Here is a 15,788-nt window from a genome sequence, read left to right as displayed (position 1 = left end):
AGCGCCACCGGGCAAAAAATCACACGCCAAACGCTTCCCGATATGCCTGCACCGCAGCCAGATGGTCCGCCATCTCAGGCTTCTCTTCCAGATACGCAATCAGATCTTTCAGGGTGATAATCGACGTCACTTTACAGCCGTAATCGCGCTCAACTTCCTGAATAGCGGAGATTTCGCCGCGTCCGCGCTCCTGGCGATCTAAAGAAATCAGCACGCCCGCCAGCGTCGCGCCGTTGGCCTGGATAATCTCCATGGATTCCCGAATGGCAGTCCCGGCGGTGATGACATCGTCCACCAGCATTACGCGGCCCTGCAGCGCGCTTCCCACCAGGTTGCCGCCTTCGCCGTGCGTTTTGGCCTCTTTGCGGTTAAAGCAGTACGGCACATCGCGATCGTGATGTTCTGCCAGCGCAACCGCCGTTGTCGTCGCAATCGGAATGCCTTTGTAGGCAGGGCCAAAAAGCAGGTCAAAATCAATTCCTGAATCCACCAGCGCTTCGGCGTAGAAGCGGCCTAACAGAGCCAGATCGCGCCCGGTATTAAACAGCCCGGCATTGAAGAAATAAGGACTTTTGCGCCCGGATTTCAGCGTAAATTCGCCAAACTTAAGTACCTGCTTGTTAAGCGCAAACTCAATAAACTGGCGCTGATACGATTTCATGGATTCGCTCCTCTGTTTTTTCTGTCTTACAGGCAAAAAAAAGGCGACTCATTGGTCGCCTTTAAAATCAATTTTCTAACGCCGCCTTCTGCGTCGTAACAATGGATTCGATTCCCCCTCGGGCCAGCGCCAGCAGGGTGAGTAGTTCTTCGTGGGTGAACGGCTCGCCTTCTGCCGTCCCCTGCACCTCAATGATGCGCCCGTCCTCGGTCATCACGACGTTCATGTCCGTTTCGGCAGCGGAATCTTCAACGTATTCCAGATCGCACAGGGCTTCACCGTTAACGATCCCAACGGAAACGGCTGCAACCATCCCTTTCATCGGGTTGGTTTTAAGCTTACCGGCCGCCACCAGCTTGTTCAGGGCATCCGCCAGCGCAACGCATGCACCGGTGATAGATGCGGTACGCGTACCGCCGTCAGCCTGAATCACGTCGCAGTCCAGAGTGATGGTAAATTCGCCGAGCGTCTTCAGGTCAACCGCAGCGCGGAGCGCGCGGGCGATCAATCGCTGAATTTCCATAGTACGGCCGCCCTGCTTGCCCTTTGCCGCTTCACGAGCATTGCGGGTGTGGGTTGCGCGCGGCAGCATGCCGTATTCGGCGGTGATCCAACCCTGTCCCTGCCCTTTCAGAAAACGCGGAACGCCTTCATCGATAGAGGCAGTGCACAGCACTTTGGTGTCACCAAACTCAACCAGCACGGAGCCTTCTGCGTGTTTTGTATAGTTACGGGTCAGAGTGACGGGACGCACCTGATTGGCGCTACGACCTGCTGGACGCATGATGATTCTCCGGCTTGAAACGAATGTGGCTGCGCATTATACGGATAAAGGACGCTTATTCCTATCCTGAGAAGCCCCCGAAAGCTATAATCCCCCCATCTCTCCTTTAAAAACGGGAACATCTATGATCCGCAGTATGACCGCCTACGCCCGCCGTGAAATCAAAGGTAGCTGGGGTAGCGCCACCTGGGAAATGCGTTCGGTAAACCAGCGCTATCTGGAAACCTATTTCCGTATGCCGGAGCAGTTCCGCAGCCTTGAGCCCGTTGTGCGTGAGCGCATCCGTACTCGCCTGACGCGCGGAAAAGTAGAATGTAACCTGCGCTTCGAGCCGGACGCCAGCGCGCAGGGCGAGCTGATCCTCAACGAAAAACTGGCGAAACAGCTCGTGAATGCAGCGAACTGGGTCAAAATGCAGAGCGATGAAGGCGAAATTAACCCTGTTGATATTCTGCGCTGGCCTGGCGTTATGGCGGCCGGCGAGCAGGACCTGGACGCAATCACAGCGGAAATCCTTGCCGCCCTCGACGGCACGCTGGACGATTTTATCATTGCCCGCGAGACCGAAGGCCAGGCGCTGAAAGGGATGATTGAGCAGCGCCTTGAGGGCGTGAGCAATGAAGTGGCGAAGGTGCGTACTCATATGCCAGAAGTGTTGCAGTGGCAGCGCGAGCGCCTTGTCGCCAAACTGGAAGAAGCGGAAGTTCAGCTGGAAAACACCCGTCTGGAGCAAGAGCTGGTGCTGATGGCACAGCGCGTGGACGTGGCCGAAGAGCTGGATCGTCTGGAGGCACACGTCAAAGAGACCTACAACATCTTGAAGAAAAAAGAAGCCGTGGGTCGCCGCCTCGACTTTATGATGCAGGAGTTCAACCGCGAGTCGAACACCCTGGCGTCTAAGTCCATCAATGCCGAAGTGACCAATTCTGCAATTGAGCTGAAGGTTCTGATCGAGCAGATGCGCGAGCAGATCCAGAATATCGAGTAATGTCTTTTGGGTGGTGTAGGCTGCGCCACCCATTACTATTTCTAATCCATTCAGACACTCATTTTTCCCTCTCACCGCCTCTCATAAAGCCTAACCAGCATAACGTGATAAAAATTTATAGGGCAAAATGACTCGCCTTAGAAAATCTCAATCGTGATATTGCGCACAAATCGCTAACCTGCCCGCGTTCTGACCGGAGGTTATATGTTGCTTCATATTCTGTATCTCATTGGCATCACCGCAGAAGCCATGACGGGCGCGCTGGCTGCCGGACGTCGTCGTATGGACACCTTCGGCGTGATCATCATTGCTACCGCGACCGCGCTGGGCGGCGGCTCCGTACGCGACATCCTGCTTGGACATTATCCATTGGGATGGGTGAAAAACCCCGAGTACGTGATTATCGTTGCGACAGCCGCCGTTTTAACCACCATCGTCGCCCCCGTTATGCCTCACCTGCGCCGGCTGTTCCTGGTGCTTGATGCGCTTGGCCTCATCGTATTTTCGATCATCGGTGCACAAATAGCGCTCGATATGGGTGAAGGCCCCGTCATCGCCACTATTGCTGCCGTCATTACCGGTGTATTCGGCGGCGTGCTGCGGGATATGTTTTGCAAACGCATTCCGCTGGTGTTCCAGAAAGAGCTGTATGCGGGGATCTCCTTCGCAGCGGCCGTGCTCTACGTTGCCCTGCAGCATTATGTTTCCAACCACGACGTCGTGGTCATCTCCACGCTGCTGTTTGGTTTTACGGCCCGAATGCTGGCGCTGCGCCTGAAGCTGGGGCTCCCGGTGTTTGACTATAAGCACAACGCCCACTGAGTTTAAAAACCGTTGATGTGCTGCTCAGCCAGCCACGCTGCCAGCGCATTAACTTGAGAGTCTTGCAGCCAATGAATAATTTGCCTTGCCTTCTCCGCCCCCGTTCCGGGCAAGGTCTGCCAGTCAGCGCTGTTACGCTTACGCATCGCATGCCAGGAATCCGCGCCAGACGCGCTTAACGCGGCTTTCGTCATCGGTATTCCCATCGCCGTAATCCAGCGAATAAACGGCTGCTCGCGCACCAGATTAAAACTGTGCCAAAGCGCCAGCCCGCGCGCCGCAGAAAAGCCCGGCGTGGCCGACAGCTGCTCCCGTGAGAGCTGTAGCCATGAAAAAATATGCTCGAAACGGTGCGCCTGGTGCAGCGCTCTCCAGCCAGACTCGCCAAGCCCCTTAATATTCAGCCCCTGCTTCGAGCTTAACCACGAAAGGCGCGCAATAAACTGCTCCAGACACTCGGGTGAGGCGTAAAAACAGGTCAGCGAATGAAAATGCGATACCGGAGGCTGCGGTTTTTGCCGATCGGCCCCTCGCCAGACGACCTTATCGAAACGGGGAATTCCCTGCCCGGCAAGACTCACCATGACATGATCGCCCGGCGCAATGTCCAGCCGCTGCCAGCGCCCAACCGATCCCAGGCTGACTCGCTGCACGCGTTTATCGTCCAGCCGTATCGGCTCAAGCGCCGCCATAACGGAAATCTTTCCGGTACGACCTACCGCAAACTGAATGCCCCGTACTTCAGCAACCTGTGCAACAGGCGTATATTTCCATGCCGCAACCCAGCTTCCGTCTCCTGGCAGCCAGCGTTCACCGGCAGGTTCATTTTCTGAACGCACGACAATGCCGTCCGTCACAAAAGGTAGCGGCGCCGTTAGCCATTGCGCGCGCTGCCTGGCGACATCATCCACAGAGTGAACCGCAAGGGTGAAACGTGCCGTTAAATCAAAGCCCGCAGCAGACAGCTCGACAAGCCGTTGCTGCATGGAGTGCGGGCCATCCGGCCAGGCCCAGATAAATATGCCTATTTGGCTTAGCAAAGTGCGATCCGTTTGCCTCATCATGGCACCCGCCACCTTTGCGCGCGCGTTCATTCCCCCCATCTGCTGCTGTATATGGTTATCGCGCAGGAGAAAAAGCTCTCCCTGCAACACGCTATTGCCGAGCGCGCCTTTTATACGAGCAGGAACCGCCGGGATCGAACGTACCTGCGCCGTCCAGTCTTCGCCCTTTATCCCATCGCCACGGCTTATGGCCTGGGAGAGTGTGCCGTTACGGTAGATCAGCGTGACCGCAACGCCGTCCACTTTGGGCTGCACCCACAGGTTGTGACGCGCCAGCATCCATTCCCGCAGCGCTTCCTTGCTGGCGATTTTACGTACGCCCGTATGGGCAACCGGATGAGGTACGTTTCCTACCAGAGCTGGAAGGCCACTCCCTGCAGATTCCTGGCCAAAACAGCGCTGCCACTGCGCTAACCGGGCATTGAGCTGGTCATAAACCTCGTCGCTCACTTCGCTTACGCCTTGCTTCCAGTAGCTATCGTCCCAGCCCTTGATCTGATTGCTTAACGCCGTAATCTCTTTATCTGCTTTAGCCTGCGACCAGACGGGGCACACCGCCGCGCCGTACCCACACCACAACAGCATCAATCCGCTTATCCATCGCCACATTGTTACTCCTCCTTTACGTTAAAGGAGATATACCCCGAGGCGTAAAACAGCGCTAACAGCAACCTTTTGTCCTGCGAGACGCTTTCAAAGATTTATTTTTATTGCTGTAAACCACACGTAAAACCTGAAAACGGCACGCAAAATTCAATAATCCACGGGAAAAAGTGTGACAAAGGCTACGTCACACAGCGGCGACGTGTATAATAAGCCCGTATGTAGGACTTCTTCGCTAACACATACAAAAGACTCTCATGGCTCAAGGCACGCTTTATATTGTTTCTGCCCCTAGTGGCGCGGGTAAATCCAGCCTTATTCAGGCACTGTTAAAAACCCAACCGTTGTACGACACGCAGGTTTCTGTTTCTCACACCACGCGAGCGCCGCGTCCGGGTGAAGTGCACGGTGAACACTATTTCTTTGTAAATCATGACGAATTTAGAGCAATGATTGGCAGAGACGCGTTTCTTGAACACGCGGAAGTTTTCGGTAACTACTACGGAACCTCGCGTGAAACGATTGAGCAGGTTCTGGCAACCGGCGTGAATGTGTTTCTGGATATTGACTGGCAGGGTGCCCAGCAGATTCGCAAGAAAATGCCGGATTCACGCAGCATCTTTATTTTGCCGCCGTCGAAAGATGAGCTGGATCGCCGCCTGCGCGGCCGCGGCCAGGACAGCGAAGAAGTGATCGCAAAGCGTATGGAGCAGGCAGTTGCAGAAATGAGCCATTACGCGGAATATGATTACCTTATTGTGAATGATGATTTTGATGCCGCGCTGAGCGATCTCAAAACCATTCTTCGTGCAGAACGTCTGCGCATGAGCCGCCAGAAGCAGCGACATGACGCTTTAATCACCAAACTGTTGGCAGACTGAACCCACTTTCAGTATCATGCCCAGTCATTTCTTCACCTGTGGAGCATTTTAAGTATGGCACGCGTAACTGTTCAGGACGCTGTAGAGAAAATTGGTAACCGTTTTGACCTGGTGCTGGTCGCCGCGCGTCGCGCTCGTCAGATGCAGGTAGGCGGCAAAGATCCGCTGGTACCGGAAGAAAACGATAAAACCACCGTTATTGCACTTCGCGAAATCGAAGAAGGTCTGATTAACAACCAGATCCTCGACGTGCGTGAGCGCCAGGAGCAGCAAGAGCAGGAAGCCGCAGAACTGCAGGCCGTAACCGCCATTGCTGAAGGTCGTCGTTAATTAAACCTGCGGGTCGCCCTTGTATCTGTTTGAAAGCCTGAATCAACTGATTCAAACCTACCTGCCTGAAGACCAGATCAAACGTCTTCAGCAGGCGTATCTCGTTGCACGTGACGCTCACGAGGGTCAGACACGTTCAAGCGGTGAACCCTATATCACGCACCCGGTAGCGGTAGCCTGCATTCTGGCCGAGATGAAACTCGACTATGAAACGCTGATGGCTGCCCTGCTGCATGACGTGATTGAAGATACCCCTGCCACCTACCAGGATATGGAACAGCTGTTTGGTAAAAGCGTTGCCGAACTGGTGGAAGGGGTCTCTAAGCTTGATAAGCTTAAATTCCGCGATAAGAAAGAGGCGCAAGCCGAAAACTTCCGCAAGATGATTATGGCGATGGTGCAGGATATCCGCGTCATCCTCATCAAGCTCGCTGACCGCACCCACAACATGCGCACGCTGGGCTCACTCCGCCCGGACAAGCGTCGCCGCATCGCCCGTGAAACCCTCGAAATTTATAGCCCGCTGGCGCACCGTTTAGGTATTCATCACATTAAAACCGAGCTGGAAGAGCTGGGTTTTGAAGCGTTGTACCCAAACCGCTATCGCGTGATCAAAGAGGTGGTTAAAGCCGCACGCGGCAACCGTAAAGAGATGATTCAAAAAATCCTCTCTGAAATCGAAGGGCGCTTGCAGGAAGCGGGAATACCGTGCCGCGTTAGCGGTCGCGAAAAGCACCTGTACTCGATCTACTGCAAAATGGTGCTTAAAGAGCAGCGTTTTCACTCGATCATGGATATTTACGCATTCCGCGTGATTGTTCATGACTCCGACACCTGTTATCGCGTACTGGGCCAGATGCACAGCCTGTACAAGCCGCGTCCGGGTCGCGTGAAAGATTACATCGCCATTCCCAAAGCGAACGGCTATCAATCTTTACACACCTCGATGATCGGCCCGCACGGCGTGCCTGTTGAGGTGCAAATCCGCACCGAAGACATGGACCAGATGGCAGAGATGGGTGTGGCTGCGCATTGGGCTTACAAAGAGCACGGCGGCGAAAGCAGCACCACTGCACAAATCCGCGCCCAGCGCTGGATGCAAAGCCTGCTGGAACTCCAGCAGAGTGCGGGTAGCTCGTTTGAATTTATCGAGAGCGTCAAATCCGATCTCTTCCCGGATGAGATTTACGTTTTCACACCTGAAGGGCGCATTGTCGAACTGCCTGCGGGCGCAACGCCGGTTGACTTCGCTTACGCCGTGCATACCGATATCGGTCACGCCTGCGTGGGTGCGCGCGTCGACAGGCAGCCTTATCCGCTGTCTCAACCGCTTTCCAGCGGCCAGACGGTGGAAATTATTACTGCGCCGGGCGCACGTCCGAACGCGGCCTGGCTGAACTTTGTCGTCAGCTCAAAAGCGCGCGCCAAGATTCGCCAGCTGCTGAAAAACCTCAAGCGCGATGATTCCGTTAGCCTCGGGCGTCGACTGCTCAACCACGCGTTGGGCGGCAGCCGTAAGCTGGCAGAGATCCCGCCGGAAAATATTCAGCATGAGCTGGAGCGCATGAAGCTCGCCTCGCTGGATGATTTGCTGGCCGAAATTGGCCTTGGTAACGCTATGAGCGTCGTGGTCGCCAAGAACCTGCAGCAGGGAGACGCAACCGCCGTTCCAGCCGCAGCGCAAGGCCACGGACACCTGCCTATCAAAGGCGCAGACGGCGTGCTCATCACCTTCGCTAAATGCTGCCGACCGATTCCGGGCGATCCGATTATTGCGCACGTGAGTCCAGGCAAAGGCCTGGTCATCCACCACGAGTCCTGCCGCAACATTCGCGGCTACCAGAAAGAGCCTGAAAAGTTCATGGCGGTCGAGTGGGATAAAGAGACGGCGCAGGAATTTATCACTGAAATCAAGGTGGATATGTTTAACCACCAGGGTGCACTGGCAAACCTGACTGCGGCAATCAACACGGCCACGTCCAACATTCAAAGCCTGAATACGGAAGAAAAAGATGGCCGCGTGTACAGCGCCTTTATTCGCCTGACGGCCCGCGACCGCGTGCATCTGGCAAATATCATGCGCAAGATCCGCGTCATGCCGGACGTCATTAAAGTCACCCGAAACAGAAACTAGCTTTATGAATGCACAACGTTATGCACGTATCTGCGAAATGCTCGCCAGGCGTCAGCCTGACCTGACGGTCTGCATGGAGCAGGTCCACAAACCTCATAACGTCTCTGCCATTGTCCGCACCGCAGACGCTGTCGGCGTGCATGAAGTGCACGCCGTCTGGCCGGGTACGCGCATGCGCACCATGGCATCTACCGCCGCAGGCAGTAACAGCTGGGTTTCCGTTAAAACGCATCACACCATCGGTGAAGCCGTATCGCACCTGAAAGGCCGCGGTATGCAGGTGCTGGCGACCAACCTGTCTGATAAAGCCGTGGATTTCCGCGAGATCGACTACACCCGGCCAACCTGCATATTGATGGGCCAGGAGAAAACCGGGATCACGCAGGAAGCGCTGGATCTGGCGGATCGGGATATCATTATTCCCATGATCGGCATGGTGCAGTCTCTGAACGTTTCGGTCGCTTCGGCGCTGATTTTGTATGAAGCGCAGCGCCAGCGTCAGAACGCAGGCATGTACGAGCGCAGCAACAGCATGCTGCCGGAAGATGAGCAGCAGCGCCTGCTGTTCGAAGGCGGCTACCCGGTGCTGGCTCGCGTTGCGAAGCAGAAAAAACTGCCGTATCCCCACGTTAACGCGCAGGGCGAGATTGAAGCCGATGCCGCGTGGTGGGCCACTATGCAGTATGCGGGATAAGCGATGAAAGGCCGCCTGCTGGATGCCATTCCGCTCAATACGCTGACCGGCGTGGGCGCGGCGCAAAGCAGCAAGCTCGCTAAAATTGGACTGCATACCGTGCAGGATCTCCTGCTCCACCTCCCCCTCCGATACGAAGACCGCACCCAGCTGTATAAAATTGGCGACCTGCTTCCCGGTATTTATGCCACCGTTGAAGGCGAAGTTCTGAACAGCAACATCACCTTCGGCGGACGCCGGATGATGACCTGCCAGATAAGCGATGGCACCGGCATTCTCACGATGCGCTTTTTCAACTTCAACGCGGCGATGAAAAACAGCCTTGCCACTGGGCGCCGCGTGCTGGCGTATGGTGAAGCTAAACGCGGTAAATACGGCGCGGAGATGATCCACCCGGAGTATCGCGTGCAGGGCGATCTCAGCATGCCGGAACTGCAGGAAACGCTAACGCCGGTTTATCCGACGACTGAAGGCATTAAGCAGGCGACGCTGCGCAAGCTTACCGACCAGGCGCTGGAGCTACTCGATACCTGCGCCATCAACGAACTGCTGCCACCGGAGCTGGCGCAGGGCATGATGAGCCTGCCGGAAGCGCTGCGTACCTTGCACCGTCCGCCGCCGTCCCTTCAGCTCAGTGATTTAGAAAGCGGCAAACATCCAGCCCAGCGGCGGCTTATCCTTGAAGAGTTACTGGCACATAACCTGAGCATGCTCGCGCTTCGCGCGGGCGCGCAGCGTTTCCACGCTCAGCCGTTAAGCCCACGAGACGATCTCAAGGATAAGCTGCTGGCCTCGCTGCCGTTTAAGCCAACCGGCGCGCAGGCGCGCGTGACCGCAGAAATAGAACGCGATATGGCGCTTGATGTACCGATGATGCGCCTGGTTCAGGGCGACGTTGGCTCCGGTAAGACGCTGGTTGCCGCGCTGGCCGCGCTGAGGGCAATTGCCCACGGCAAGCAGGTGGCGCTGATGGCTCCCACCGAACTGCTGGCAGAGCAGCACGCGAATAACTTCCGCAGCTGGTTTGCCCCGCTCGGCGTGGATGTCGGCTGGCTGGCAGGCAAGCAAAAAGGCAAGGCGCGCATCGCACAGCAGGAAGCAATTGCCAGCGGACAGGTACAGATGATTGTCGGTACGCACGCCATTTTCCAGGAACAGGTACAGTTTAATGGCCTGGCGCTGGTCATCATTGATGAACAGCACCGGTTTGGCGTCCACCAGCGCCTGGCGCTGTGGGAGAAAGGGCTGCAGCAAGGCTTCCATCCGCATCAGCTGATCATGACCGCGACGCCCATTCCGCGCACGCTGGCAATGACGGCCTACGCCGATCTGGATACCTCCACCATTGACGAACTGCCGCCGGGACGCACGCCGGTCACTACCGTAGCAATTCCTGACACGCGCCGCAGCGATATCATCGATCGCGTGCGCAACGCCTGTACCCAGGAAGGACGTCAGGCGTACTGGGTCTGCACGCTGATTGAAGAGTCTGAGCTGCTGGAAGCCCAGGCCGCGGAAGCGACGTGGGAAGAACTTAAGATCGCCCTGCCGGAGCTGAACGTTGGCCTGGTGCACGGGCGCATGAAGCCCGCAGAAAAGCAGGCGGTCATGCAGTCATTCAAGCAGGGTGAGTTACACCTGCTGATTGCGACAACGGTCATCGAAGTGGGCGTGGACGTGCCGAACGCCAGCCTGATGATCATCGAAAACCCGGAGCGACTCGGCCTTGCGCAACTCCACCAGCTGCGCGGGCGCGTGGGGCGCGGCGCGGTCGCCTCACACTGCGTGCTGCTGTACAAAGCGCCGCTGTCAAAGACCGCGCAGATGCGCCTTCAGGTGCTGCGCGACAGCAACGATGGCTTCGTGATTGCGCAAAAAGATCTGGAGATACGCGGCCCTGGCGAACTGCTGGGCACGCGTCAGACGGGCAACGCCGAGTTCAAAGTGGCCGATCTGCTGCGCGATCAGGCGCTGATCCCCGAAGTTCAGCGCCTTGCCCGCCATATTCATGAACGTTACCCGGAACAGGCTAACGCGCTAATCGAGCGCTGGATGCCGGAAACCGAGCGCTATTCTAATGCCTGACCCTTAGGCAAAGATCGGCAGCATCAGATACAGCTTAATCACCAGCGCATTCGCAATATCAATGAAGAACGCCCCGACCATCGGAACCACCAGAAATGCCATATGCGACGGGCCGAAACGCTCCGTGATTGCCTGCATATTGGCGATTGCCGTCGGGGTTGCCCCTAAACCAAATCCACAATGGCCTGCAGCCAGTACCGCCGCATCGTAATTTTTGCCCATCATGCGCCAGGTCACGAACATCGCGTACAAGGCCATAAACACGGCCTGTACTGCGAGGATCGCCACCATCGGCAAGGCCAGTGAGGCGAGCTCCCACAGCTTGAGGCTCATCAGCGCCATCGCCAGAAACAGTGAGAGACAGACGTTACCCAGCACGGACACCGCGCGTTCAAACACGCGGTAGAAACCCATCAGCGCCAGACCGTTGCTCAGCACCACGCCGATAAACAGCACGCAGACGAAGGTCGGTAACTCAAAGGCGGTTCCCGAGAGCCATTGCGCAACGACTTTTCCCACGGTAAGACAGATAGCAATCATCGCAATGGTTTCGATCAGCACAAGCGACGTAATCGTGCGCCCGACGTCAGGTTTTTCGAACGCGGTTGGCACCAGCTCATCATCCGGCCTGCCGTCCGGCGTTGCGGAGTGTTTCACCAGATATCGTGCAACCGGGCCACCGATCAGTCCGCCAAGCACCAGGCCGAAGGTTGCGCAGGCCATAGCAACTTCCGTTGCGTTTTCAAAGCCGTAGCGCTCCACAAACAGCTTGCTCCACGCGGCTCCGGTTCCGTGTCCACCTGACAGGGTAATAGACCCAGCAAGCAGCCCCACCAGCGGGTCCAGCCCCAGCAGCGTGGCCATGCCGATACCGATGGCGTTTTGCATCAACAGCAGCCCTACCACCACAATCAAGAATACGCCCAGCACCTTACCACCCGAACGCAGGCTAGCGAGATTGGCGTTTAGCCCGATGGTGGCAAAGAAGGCCAGCATCAGAGGATCTTTCAGGGACATATCAAAATCAATTTCCCAGCCCATGCTTTTTTTCAGCACCAGCAGGGCCAGCGCCACCAGCAATCCGCCGGCGACGGGTTCAGGAATAGTGTACTTCTTCAGAAAGGAAACGCTGTGCACCAGCTTACGGCCTAGCAGAAGGACTAGCGTTGCGGCAACAAGGGTCGACAACGTATCAAGATGAATCATAGAAAGCTCCTTTATGCGCGCGTTTCATCAACACGCGGCGTTATCCTGCGCCGATTTGCGCTCAAAATGAGCGACCGGCGTGAAAAGTGTAATTTTTTTTGCCGATGTGTTGGAAAAAACCTGCTCGCGTCGGCAGATTTTCTCGTCTTTTTTTGCTGGCAATCGTTTGCTTTTGCCAGGTGCTCAGCTAAAATGCCCGCTTTTCCACCGTGGGATTGCAGCCAATGTCCGTTAACACCGTCGAGTCTTCTGATGCGCAACCGATTGCGCAGAAGCATAACAGCGAATTAATTTACCGCCTTGAAGACCGCCCACCGCTCCCTCAAACAATTTTCGCCGCCTGTCAGCACCTGCTGGCCATGTTTGTCGCCGTGATTACCCCTGCGCTGCTGATCTGTCAGGCGCTCGGCTTACCGGCTGAAGATACGCAGCACATCATTAGCATGTCCCTGTTTGCTTCAGGCGTTGCCTCCATTATTCAAATTAAAGCCTGGGGGCCGGTAGGCTCCGGCCTGCTGTCGATTCAGGGCACCAGCTTTAACTTTGTCGCGCCTTTAATTATGGGCGGCACGGCGTTAAAAACCGGCGGTGCGGACGTCCCGACCATGATGGCTGCGCTCTTTGGTACGCTGATGCTGGCAAGCTGCACGGAGATGGTCATCTCCCGCGTGCTGCACCTGGCTCGCCGCGTGATTACGCCGCTGGTGTCTGGCGTGGTGGTGATGATTATCGGCCTGTCGCTGATTCAGGTCGGCTTAACGTCCATCGGCGGCGGCTATGCGGCGATGAGCGACCACACCTTCGGCGCGCCTAAAAACCTGCTGCTGGCGGGCGTGGTGCTGGGGATCATTATCCTGCTCAACCGCCAGCGCAATCCATACCTGCGCGTGGCGTCGCTGGTTATCGCCATGGCGGCAGGCTATCTGCTGGCATGGGCGCTGGGCATGCTGCCGGAAAATACCGCGCCAGCCAACGGCGCGCTGATTACCGTTCCCACGCCGCTCTATTACGGCCTGGGCATCGACTGGAGCCTGCTGCTGCCGCTGATGCTGGTCTTTATGATCACCTCGCTGGAAACCATCGGCGACATCACCGCGACGTCTGACGTCTCCGAGCAGCCGGTTTCTGGCCCGCTTTACATGAAACGCCTGAAAGGCGGCGTGCTGGCAAACGGCCTGAACTCCTTTGTGTCGGCGGTGTTCAATACCTTCCCGAACTCCTGCTTCGGCCAGAATAACGGCGTGATCCAACTGACCGGCGTTGCCAGCCGCTACGTCGGATTTGTGGTGGCGCTGATGCTGATTTTGCTGGGCCTGTTCCCGGCGGTCAGCGGGTTTGTGCAGCACATCCCCGAGCCGGTGCTGGGCGGCGCTACGCTGGTGATGTTCGGCACTATCGCCGCGTCCGGCGTGCGTATTGTCTCCCGCGAGCCGCTGAACCGCCGCGCAATCATGATTATCGCGCTGTCGCTGGCCGTGGGCCTGGGCGTTTCGCAGCAGCCGCTGATCCTGCAGTTCGCTCCTGACTGGGTGAAGAATCTGCTCTCTTCCGGTATCGCCGCCGGCGGCATCACGGCCATCGTGCTGAACCTCGTCTTCCCGCCAGAGAAAAACTGATCGCCATCGCGGCAGGCCGTCAATACCTGTCGCGACATCTCTTTACACCATTCCCGCCTTGAGGATTGCGCATAAATCGTGCATAACTCACCTATGTACGTTTCGCGGGATGGAAGACCATGAAATTTATTGGAAAGCTTATTGTCTATCTTCTGATCGCCCTGCTCGTCGTGGTGCTGGCGTTCTATTTTCTTATTCAGACCCGCTGGGGAGCAGCGCAGGTCAGCAGCTGGATAACGGTAAATACCGATTACGAACTCAATTTTGACCTGATGGACCACCGTTTTTCATCTCCATCACACCTCATTCTGGAAAATGTCACCTTTGGCCGCGACGGCAAACCCGCCACGCTTGTCGCTAAAAAAGTGGATATTGGCCTAAGCAGCCGCCAGCTCACCGACCCGCTGCATATGGATACCATTACTCTTGATGACGGCACGCTGAATCTTTCACCGCAGACCGCACCGCTGCCCTTCCAGGCCGACCGTCTCCAGCTCAACAACATGGCGTTCAATAGCCCCAATACGGAGTGGGATCTCAGCGCGCAAAAAGTGACGGGCGGCGTTAGCCCGTGGCAGCCAGAAGCGGGCAACGTGCTGGGGAAAAATGCGCAAATTCAGATGAGCGCGGGTTCACTGACGCTGAACGGCCTACCCGCTACCAACGTGCTGATTGAAGGCCAGCTCAACGGCAACGAGGTGGTGCTGAAAACCCTGGGCGCCGACATGGCGCGCGGTTCGCTGACGGGTTCGGCCCAGCGCAACGCTGACGGAAGCTGGGCGATCGACACCCTGCGCCTGAACGATATCCGCCTGCAAAGCGATAAGCCGCTGCTGGATTTCTTCGCGCCGCTGAACACCGTTCCTTCCCTGAAAATTGGTCGTCTTGAAGTGACCGACGCTCGCCTGCAGGGGCCTGACTGGGCGGTCACCGATCTCGATTTAAGCCTGCGCAATATTACGCTCAGCAAAGGTGACTGGCAGAGCAACGAAGGGCGACTGTCGATGAACGCCAGCGAGTTTATTTATGGCTCGCTGCATCTCTTCGATCCGATCCTGAACGCGGAGTTCTCCCCGCAGGGCATTGCGCTACGCCAGTTCACTTCCCGCTGGGAAGGTGGCATGGTGCGTACCTCCGGCAGCTGGCTACGCGACGGCAAGGCGCTGGTGTTGGACGACGTGGCCGTCGCCGGGCTGGAATACACGCTGCCGGAGAACTGGAAAACGCTGTGGATGGACACGCTTCCGCAATGGCTGAACAGCGTCACGCTGAAAAAATTTGGCCTGAGCCGCAACCTGGTGATCGACATCGATCCGTCATTCCCGTGGCAGATCACCTCTCTGGATGGATACGGCGCCAACCTGCAGCTGGCGAAAGACCGCCAGTGGGGCGTGTGGAGCGGCAACGCAACGCTGAACGGCGCGGCGGCAACGTTTAACCGCGTCGACGTGCGCCGGCCGTCGCTGGCGCTCAACGCCAACGCCGCGACGGTGAATATCACCGAGCTGAGCGCCTTTACCGAGAAGGGCATTCTGGAAGCCACGGCGACGGTTTCGCAGCTTGCGCAACGCCAGACCACCGTCAGCCTGAACGGGCGCGGCGTACCGCTCAACATCCTGCAACAGTGGGGCTGGCCAGCGCTTCCCATCGGCGGCGATGGCAATATTCAGCTAACGGCCAGCGGCAGCGTGCAGGCCAACGCGCCGCTAAAGCCGACGGTTAACGGCAAGCTAGATGCGGTAAATATGGAAAAACAGCAGGTGCAGCAGGTGATGACGGGAGGCGTAATTTTATCCCCTTCATCTCCCTCCTCCCCATAGCGCAAACCCGGCCCCTTTCTGAAAGAGAGGGGCCTGGGACGTGCAATCTGTCCCGCGATCTTCATCACATTCTCATAAGCATCTCTTATCTGGCGCGAAG

At 56.9% G+C, this 15,788-nt stretch carries 13 protein-coding genes; 9 read left to right on the top strand and 4 right to left on the bottom strand.

Going from position 1 to position 15,788, the window contains the following annotated elements; all coding sequences use genetic code 11:
• Nucleotides 1–19 precede the first annotated feature (19 nt).
• Both pyrE and rph read right to left on the bottom strand, forming a co-directional pair.
• The gene (pyrE, locus tag DBY73_RS14975) at nt 20–661 is read right to left on the bottom strand and encodes an orotate phosphoribosyltransferase (RefSeq protein ID WP_112011888.1); all 642 of its coding nucleotides are present in this window, start codon (nt 659–661) and stop codon (nt 20–22) included.
• Between the two features lie 67 nt (nt 662–728).
• Nucleotides 729–1,445 carry a ribonuclease PH gene (gene rph / locus DBY73_RS14970; RefSeq protein ID WP_112011887.1) on the bottom strand — a complete coding sequence of 239 codons (717 nt, stop codon included), beginning with the start codon at nt 1,443–1,445 and terminating at the stop codon, nt 729–731.
• Between the two features lie 124 nt (nt 1,446–1,569).
• Here rph and DBY73_RS14965 point away from each other — a divergent pair, with 124 nt between their 5' ends.
• Both DBY73_RS14965 and DBY73_RS14960 read left to right on the top strand, forming a co-directional pair.
• Nucleotides 1,570–2,433: a YicC/YloC family endoribonuclease gene (locus DBY73_RS14965; protein WP_112011886.1), complete on the top strand. Its 864-nt coding sequence runs from the start codon at nt 1,570–1,572 to the stop codon at nt 2,431–2,433.
• A 204-nt stretch (nt 2,434–2,637) separates the two neighbouring features.
• Entirely contained in the window at nt 2,638–3,255 is a 618-nt protein-coding gene (locus tag DBY73_RS14960) for a trimeric intracellular cation channel family protein (RefSeq protein ID WP_112011885.1), read from the top strand.
• A gap of 2 nt (nt 3,256–3,257) precedes the next feature.
• Here DBY73_RS14960 and ligB read toward each other — a convergent pair whose 3' ends face one another.
• Complete coding sequence (gene ligB / locus DBY73_RS14955; protein ID WP_112011884.1) at nt 3,258–4,928, bottom strand: NAD-dependent DNA ligase LigB; 1,671 nt, start codon at nt 4,926–4,928, stop codon at nt 3,258–3,260.
• 251 nt (nt 4,929–5,179) lie between these two features.
• On the opposite strand from ligB, the gene gmk reads away from it, so the two are divergent.
• From gmk to recG, 5 genes are read left to right on the top strand one after another with little or no spacing between them, the layout of a single operon-like run.
• Nucleotides 5,180–5,803, top strand: a complete 624-nt coding sequence (gmk, locus tag DBY73_RS14950) for a guanylate kinase (RefSeq protein WP_028017843.1) — start codon at nt 5,180–5,182, stop codon at nt 5,801–5,803.
• A gap of 54 nt (nt 5,804–5,857) precedes the next feature.
• Nucleotides 5,858–6,133, top strand: a complete 276-nt coding sequence (gene rpoZ, locus DBY73_RS14945; RefSeq protein ID WP_000135058.1) for a DNA-directed RNA polymerase subunit omega — start codon at nt 5,858–5,860, stop codon at nt 6,131–6,133.
• Nucleotides 6,134–6,152: 19 nt separating this feature from the next.
• Nucleotides 6,153–8,267 (top strand): bifunctional GTP diphosphokinase/guanosine-3',5'-bis pyrophosphate 3'-pyrophosphohydrolase, encoded by a 2,115-nt coding sequence (spoT, locus tag DBY73_RS14940; protein WP_112011883.1) that lies wholly within the window; start codon nt 6,153–6,155, stop codon nt 8,265–8,267.
• Between the two features lie 4 nt (nt 8,268–8,271).
• Nucleotides 8,272–8,961 carry a tRNA (guanosine(18)-2'-O)-methyltransferase TrmH gene (gene trmH, locus DBY73_RS14935; RefSeq protein WP_112011882.1) on the top strand — a complete coding sequence of 230 codons (690 nt, stop codon included), beginning with the start codon at nt 8,272–8,274 and terminating at the stop codon, nt 8,959–8,961.
• A gap of 3 nt (nt 8,962–8,964) precedes the next feature.
• A complete protein-coding gene (gene recG / locus DBY73_RS14930) occupies nt 8,965–11,046 on the top strand; it encodes an ATP-dependent DNA helicase RecG (protein ID WP_112011881.1) in 2,082 nt (693 codons plus the stop codon).
• A 3-nt stretch (nt 11,047–11,049) separates the two neighbouring features.
• Here the strand turns inward: recG and gltS are convergent, their stop codons facing one another.
• Nucleotides 11,050–12,252, bottom strand: a complete 1,203-nt coding sequence (gltS, locus tag DBY73_RS14925; RefSeq protein WP_112011880.1) for a sodium/glutamate symporter — start codon at nt 12,250–12,252, stop codon at nt 11,050–11,052.
• A gap of 224 nt (nt 12,253–12,476) precedes the next feature.
• Here gltS and DBY73_RS14920 point away from each other — a divergent pair, with 224 nt between their 5' ends.
• Entirely contained in the window at nt 12,477–13,868 is a 1,392-nt protein-coding gene (locus DBY73_RS14920) for a uracil-xanthine permease family protein (RefSeq protein ID WP_112011879.1), read from the top strand.
• A 119-nt stretch (nt 13,869–13,987) separates the two neighbouring features.
• Nucleotides 13,988–15,688 carry an AsmA family protein gene (locus DBY73_RS14915; RefSeq protein ID WP_112011878.1) on the top strand — a complete coding sequence of 567 codons (1,701 nt, stop codon included), beginning with the start codon at nt 13,988–13,990 and terminating at the stop codon, nt 15,686–15,688.
• Nucleotides 15,689–15,788 lie beyond the last annotated feature (100 nt).

Origin of the sequence: Enterobacter sp. RIT418 (assembly GCF_003057745.1) — a bacterium.
GTDB lineage: Bacteria > Pseudomonadota > Gammaproteobacteria > Enterobacterales > Enterobacteriaceae > Enterobacter.
Note: the sequence above shows the minus strand (reverse complement) of the source record. Positions and strands in the feature narration are given on the sequence as shown.

Bases quoted from the DNA above. Each gene is read 5' to 3' on its own strand.
- rpoZ (WP_000135058.1), top strand. From the start codon at position 5,858: ATGGCACGCGTAACTGTTCAGGACGCTGTAGAGAAAATTGGTAACCGT.
- gltS (WP_112011880.1), bottom strand. From the start codon at position 12,252: ATGATTCATCTTGATACGTTGTCGACCCTTGTTGCCGCAACGCTAGTC.
- recG (WP_112011881.1), top strand. From the start codon at position 8,965: ATGAAAGGCCGCCTGCTGGATGCCATTCCGCTCAATACGCTGACCGGC.
- DBY73_RS14920 (WP_112011879.1), top strand. From the start codon at position 12,477: ATGTCCGTTAACACCGTCGAGTCTTCTGATGCGCAACCGATTGCGCAG.
- DBY73_RS14965 (WP_112011886.1), top strand. From the start codon at position 1,570: ATGATCCGCAGTATGACCGCCTACGCCCGCCGTGAAATCAAAGGTAGC.
- trmH (WP_112011882.1), top strand. From the start codon at position 8,272: ATGAATGCACAACGTTATGCACGTATCTGCGAAATGCTCGCCAGGCGT.
- gmk (WP_028017843.1), top strand. From the start codon at position 5,180: ATGGCTCAAGGCACGCTTTATATTGTTTCTGCCCCTAGTGGCGCGGGT.
- rph (WP_112011887.1), bottom strand. From the start codon at position 1,445: ATGCGTCCAGCAGGTCGTAGCGCCAATCAGGTGCGTCCCGTCACTCTG.
- ligB (WP_112011884.1), bottom strand. From the start codon at position 4,928: ATGTGGCGATGGATAAGCGGATTGATGCTGTTGTGGTGTGGGTACGGC.
- DBY73_RS14915 (WP_112011878.1), top strand. From the start codon at position 13,988: ATGAAATTTATTGGAAAGCTTATTGTCTATCTTCTGATCGCCCTGCTC.
- DBY73_RS14960 (WP_112011885.1), top strand. From the start codon at position 2,638: ATGTTGCTTCATATTCTGTATCTCATTGGCATCACCGCAGAAGCCATG.
- pyrE (WP_112011888.1), bottom strand. From the start codon at position 661: ATGAAATCGTATCAGCGCCAGTTTATTGAGTTTGCGCTTAACAAGCAG.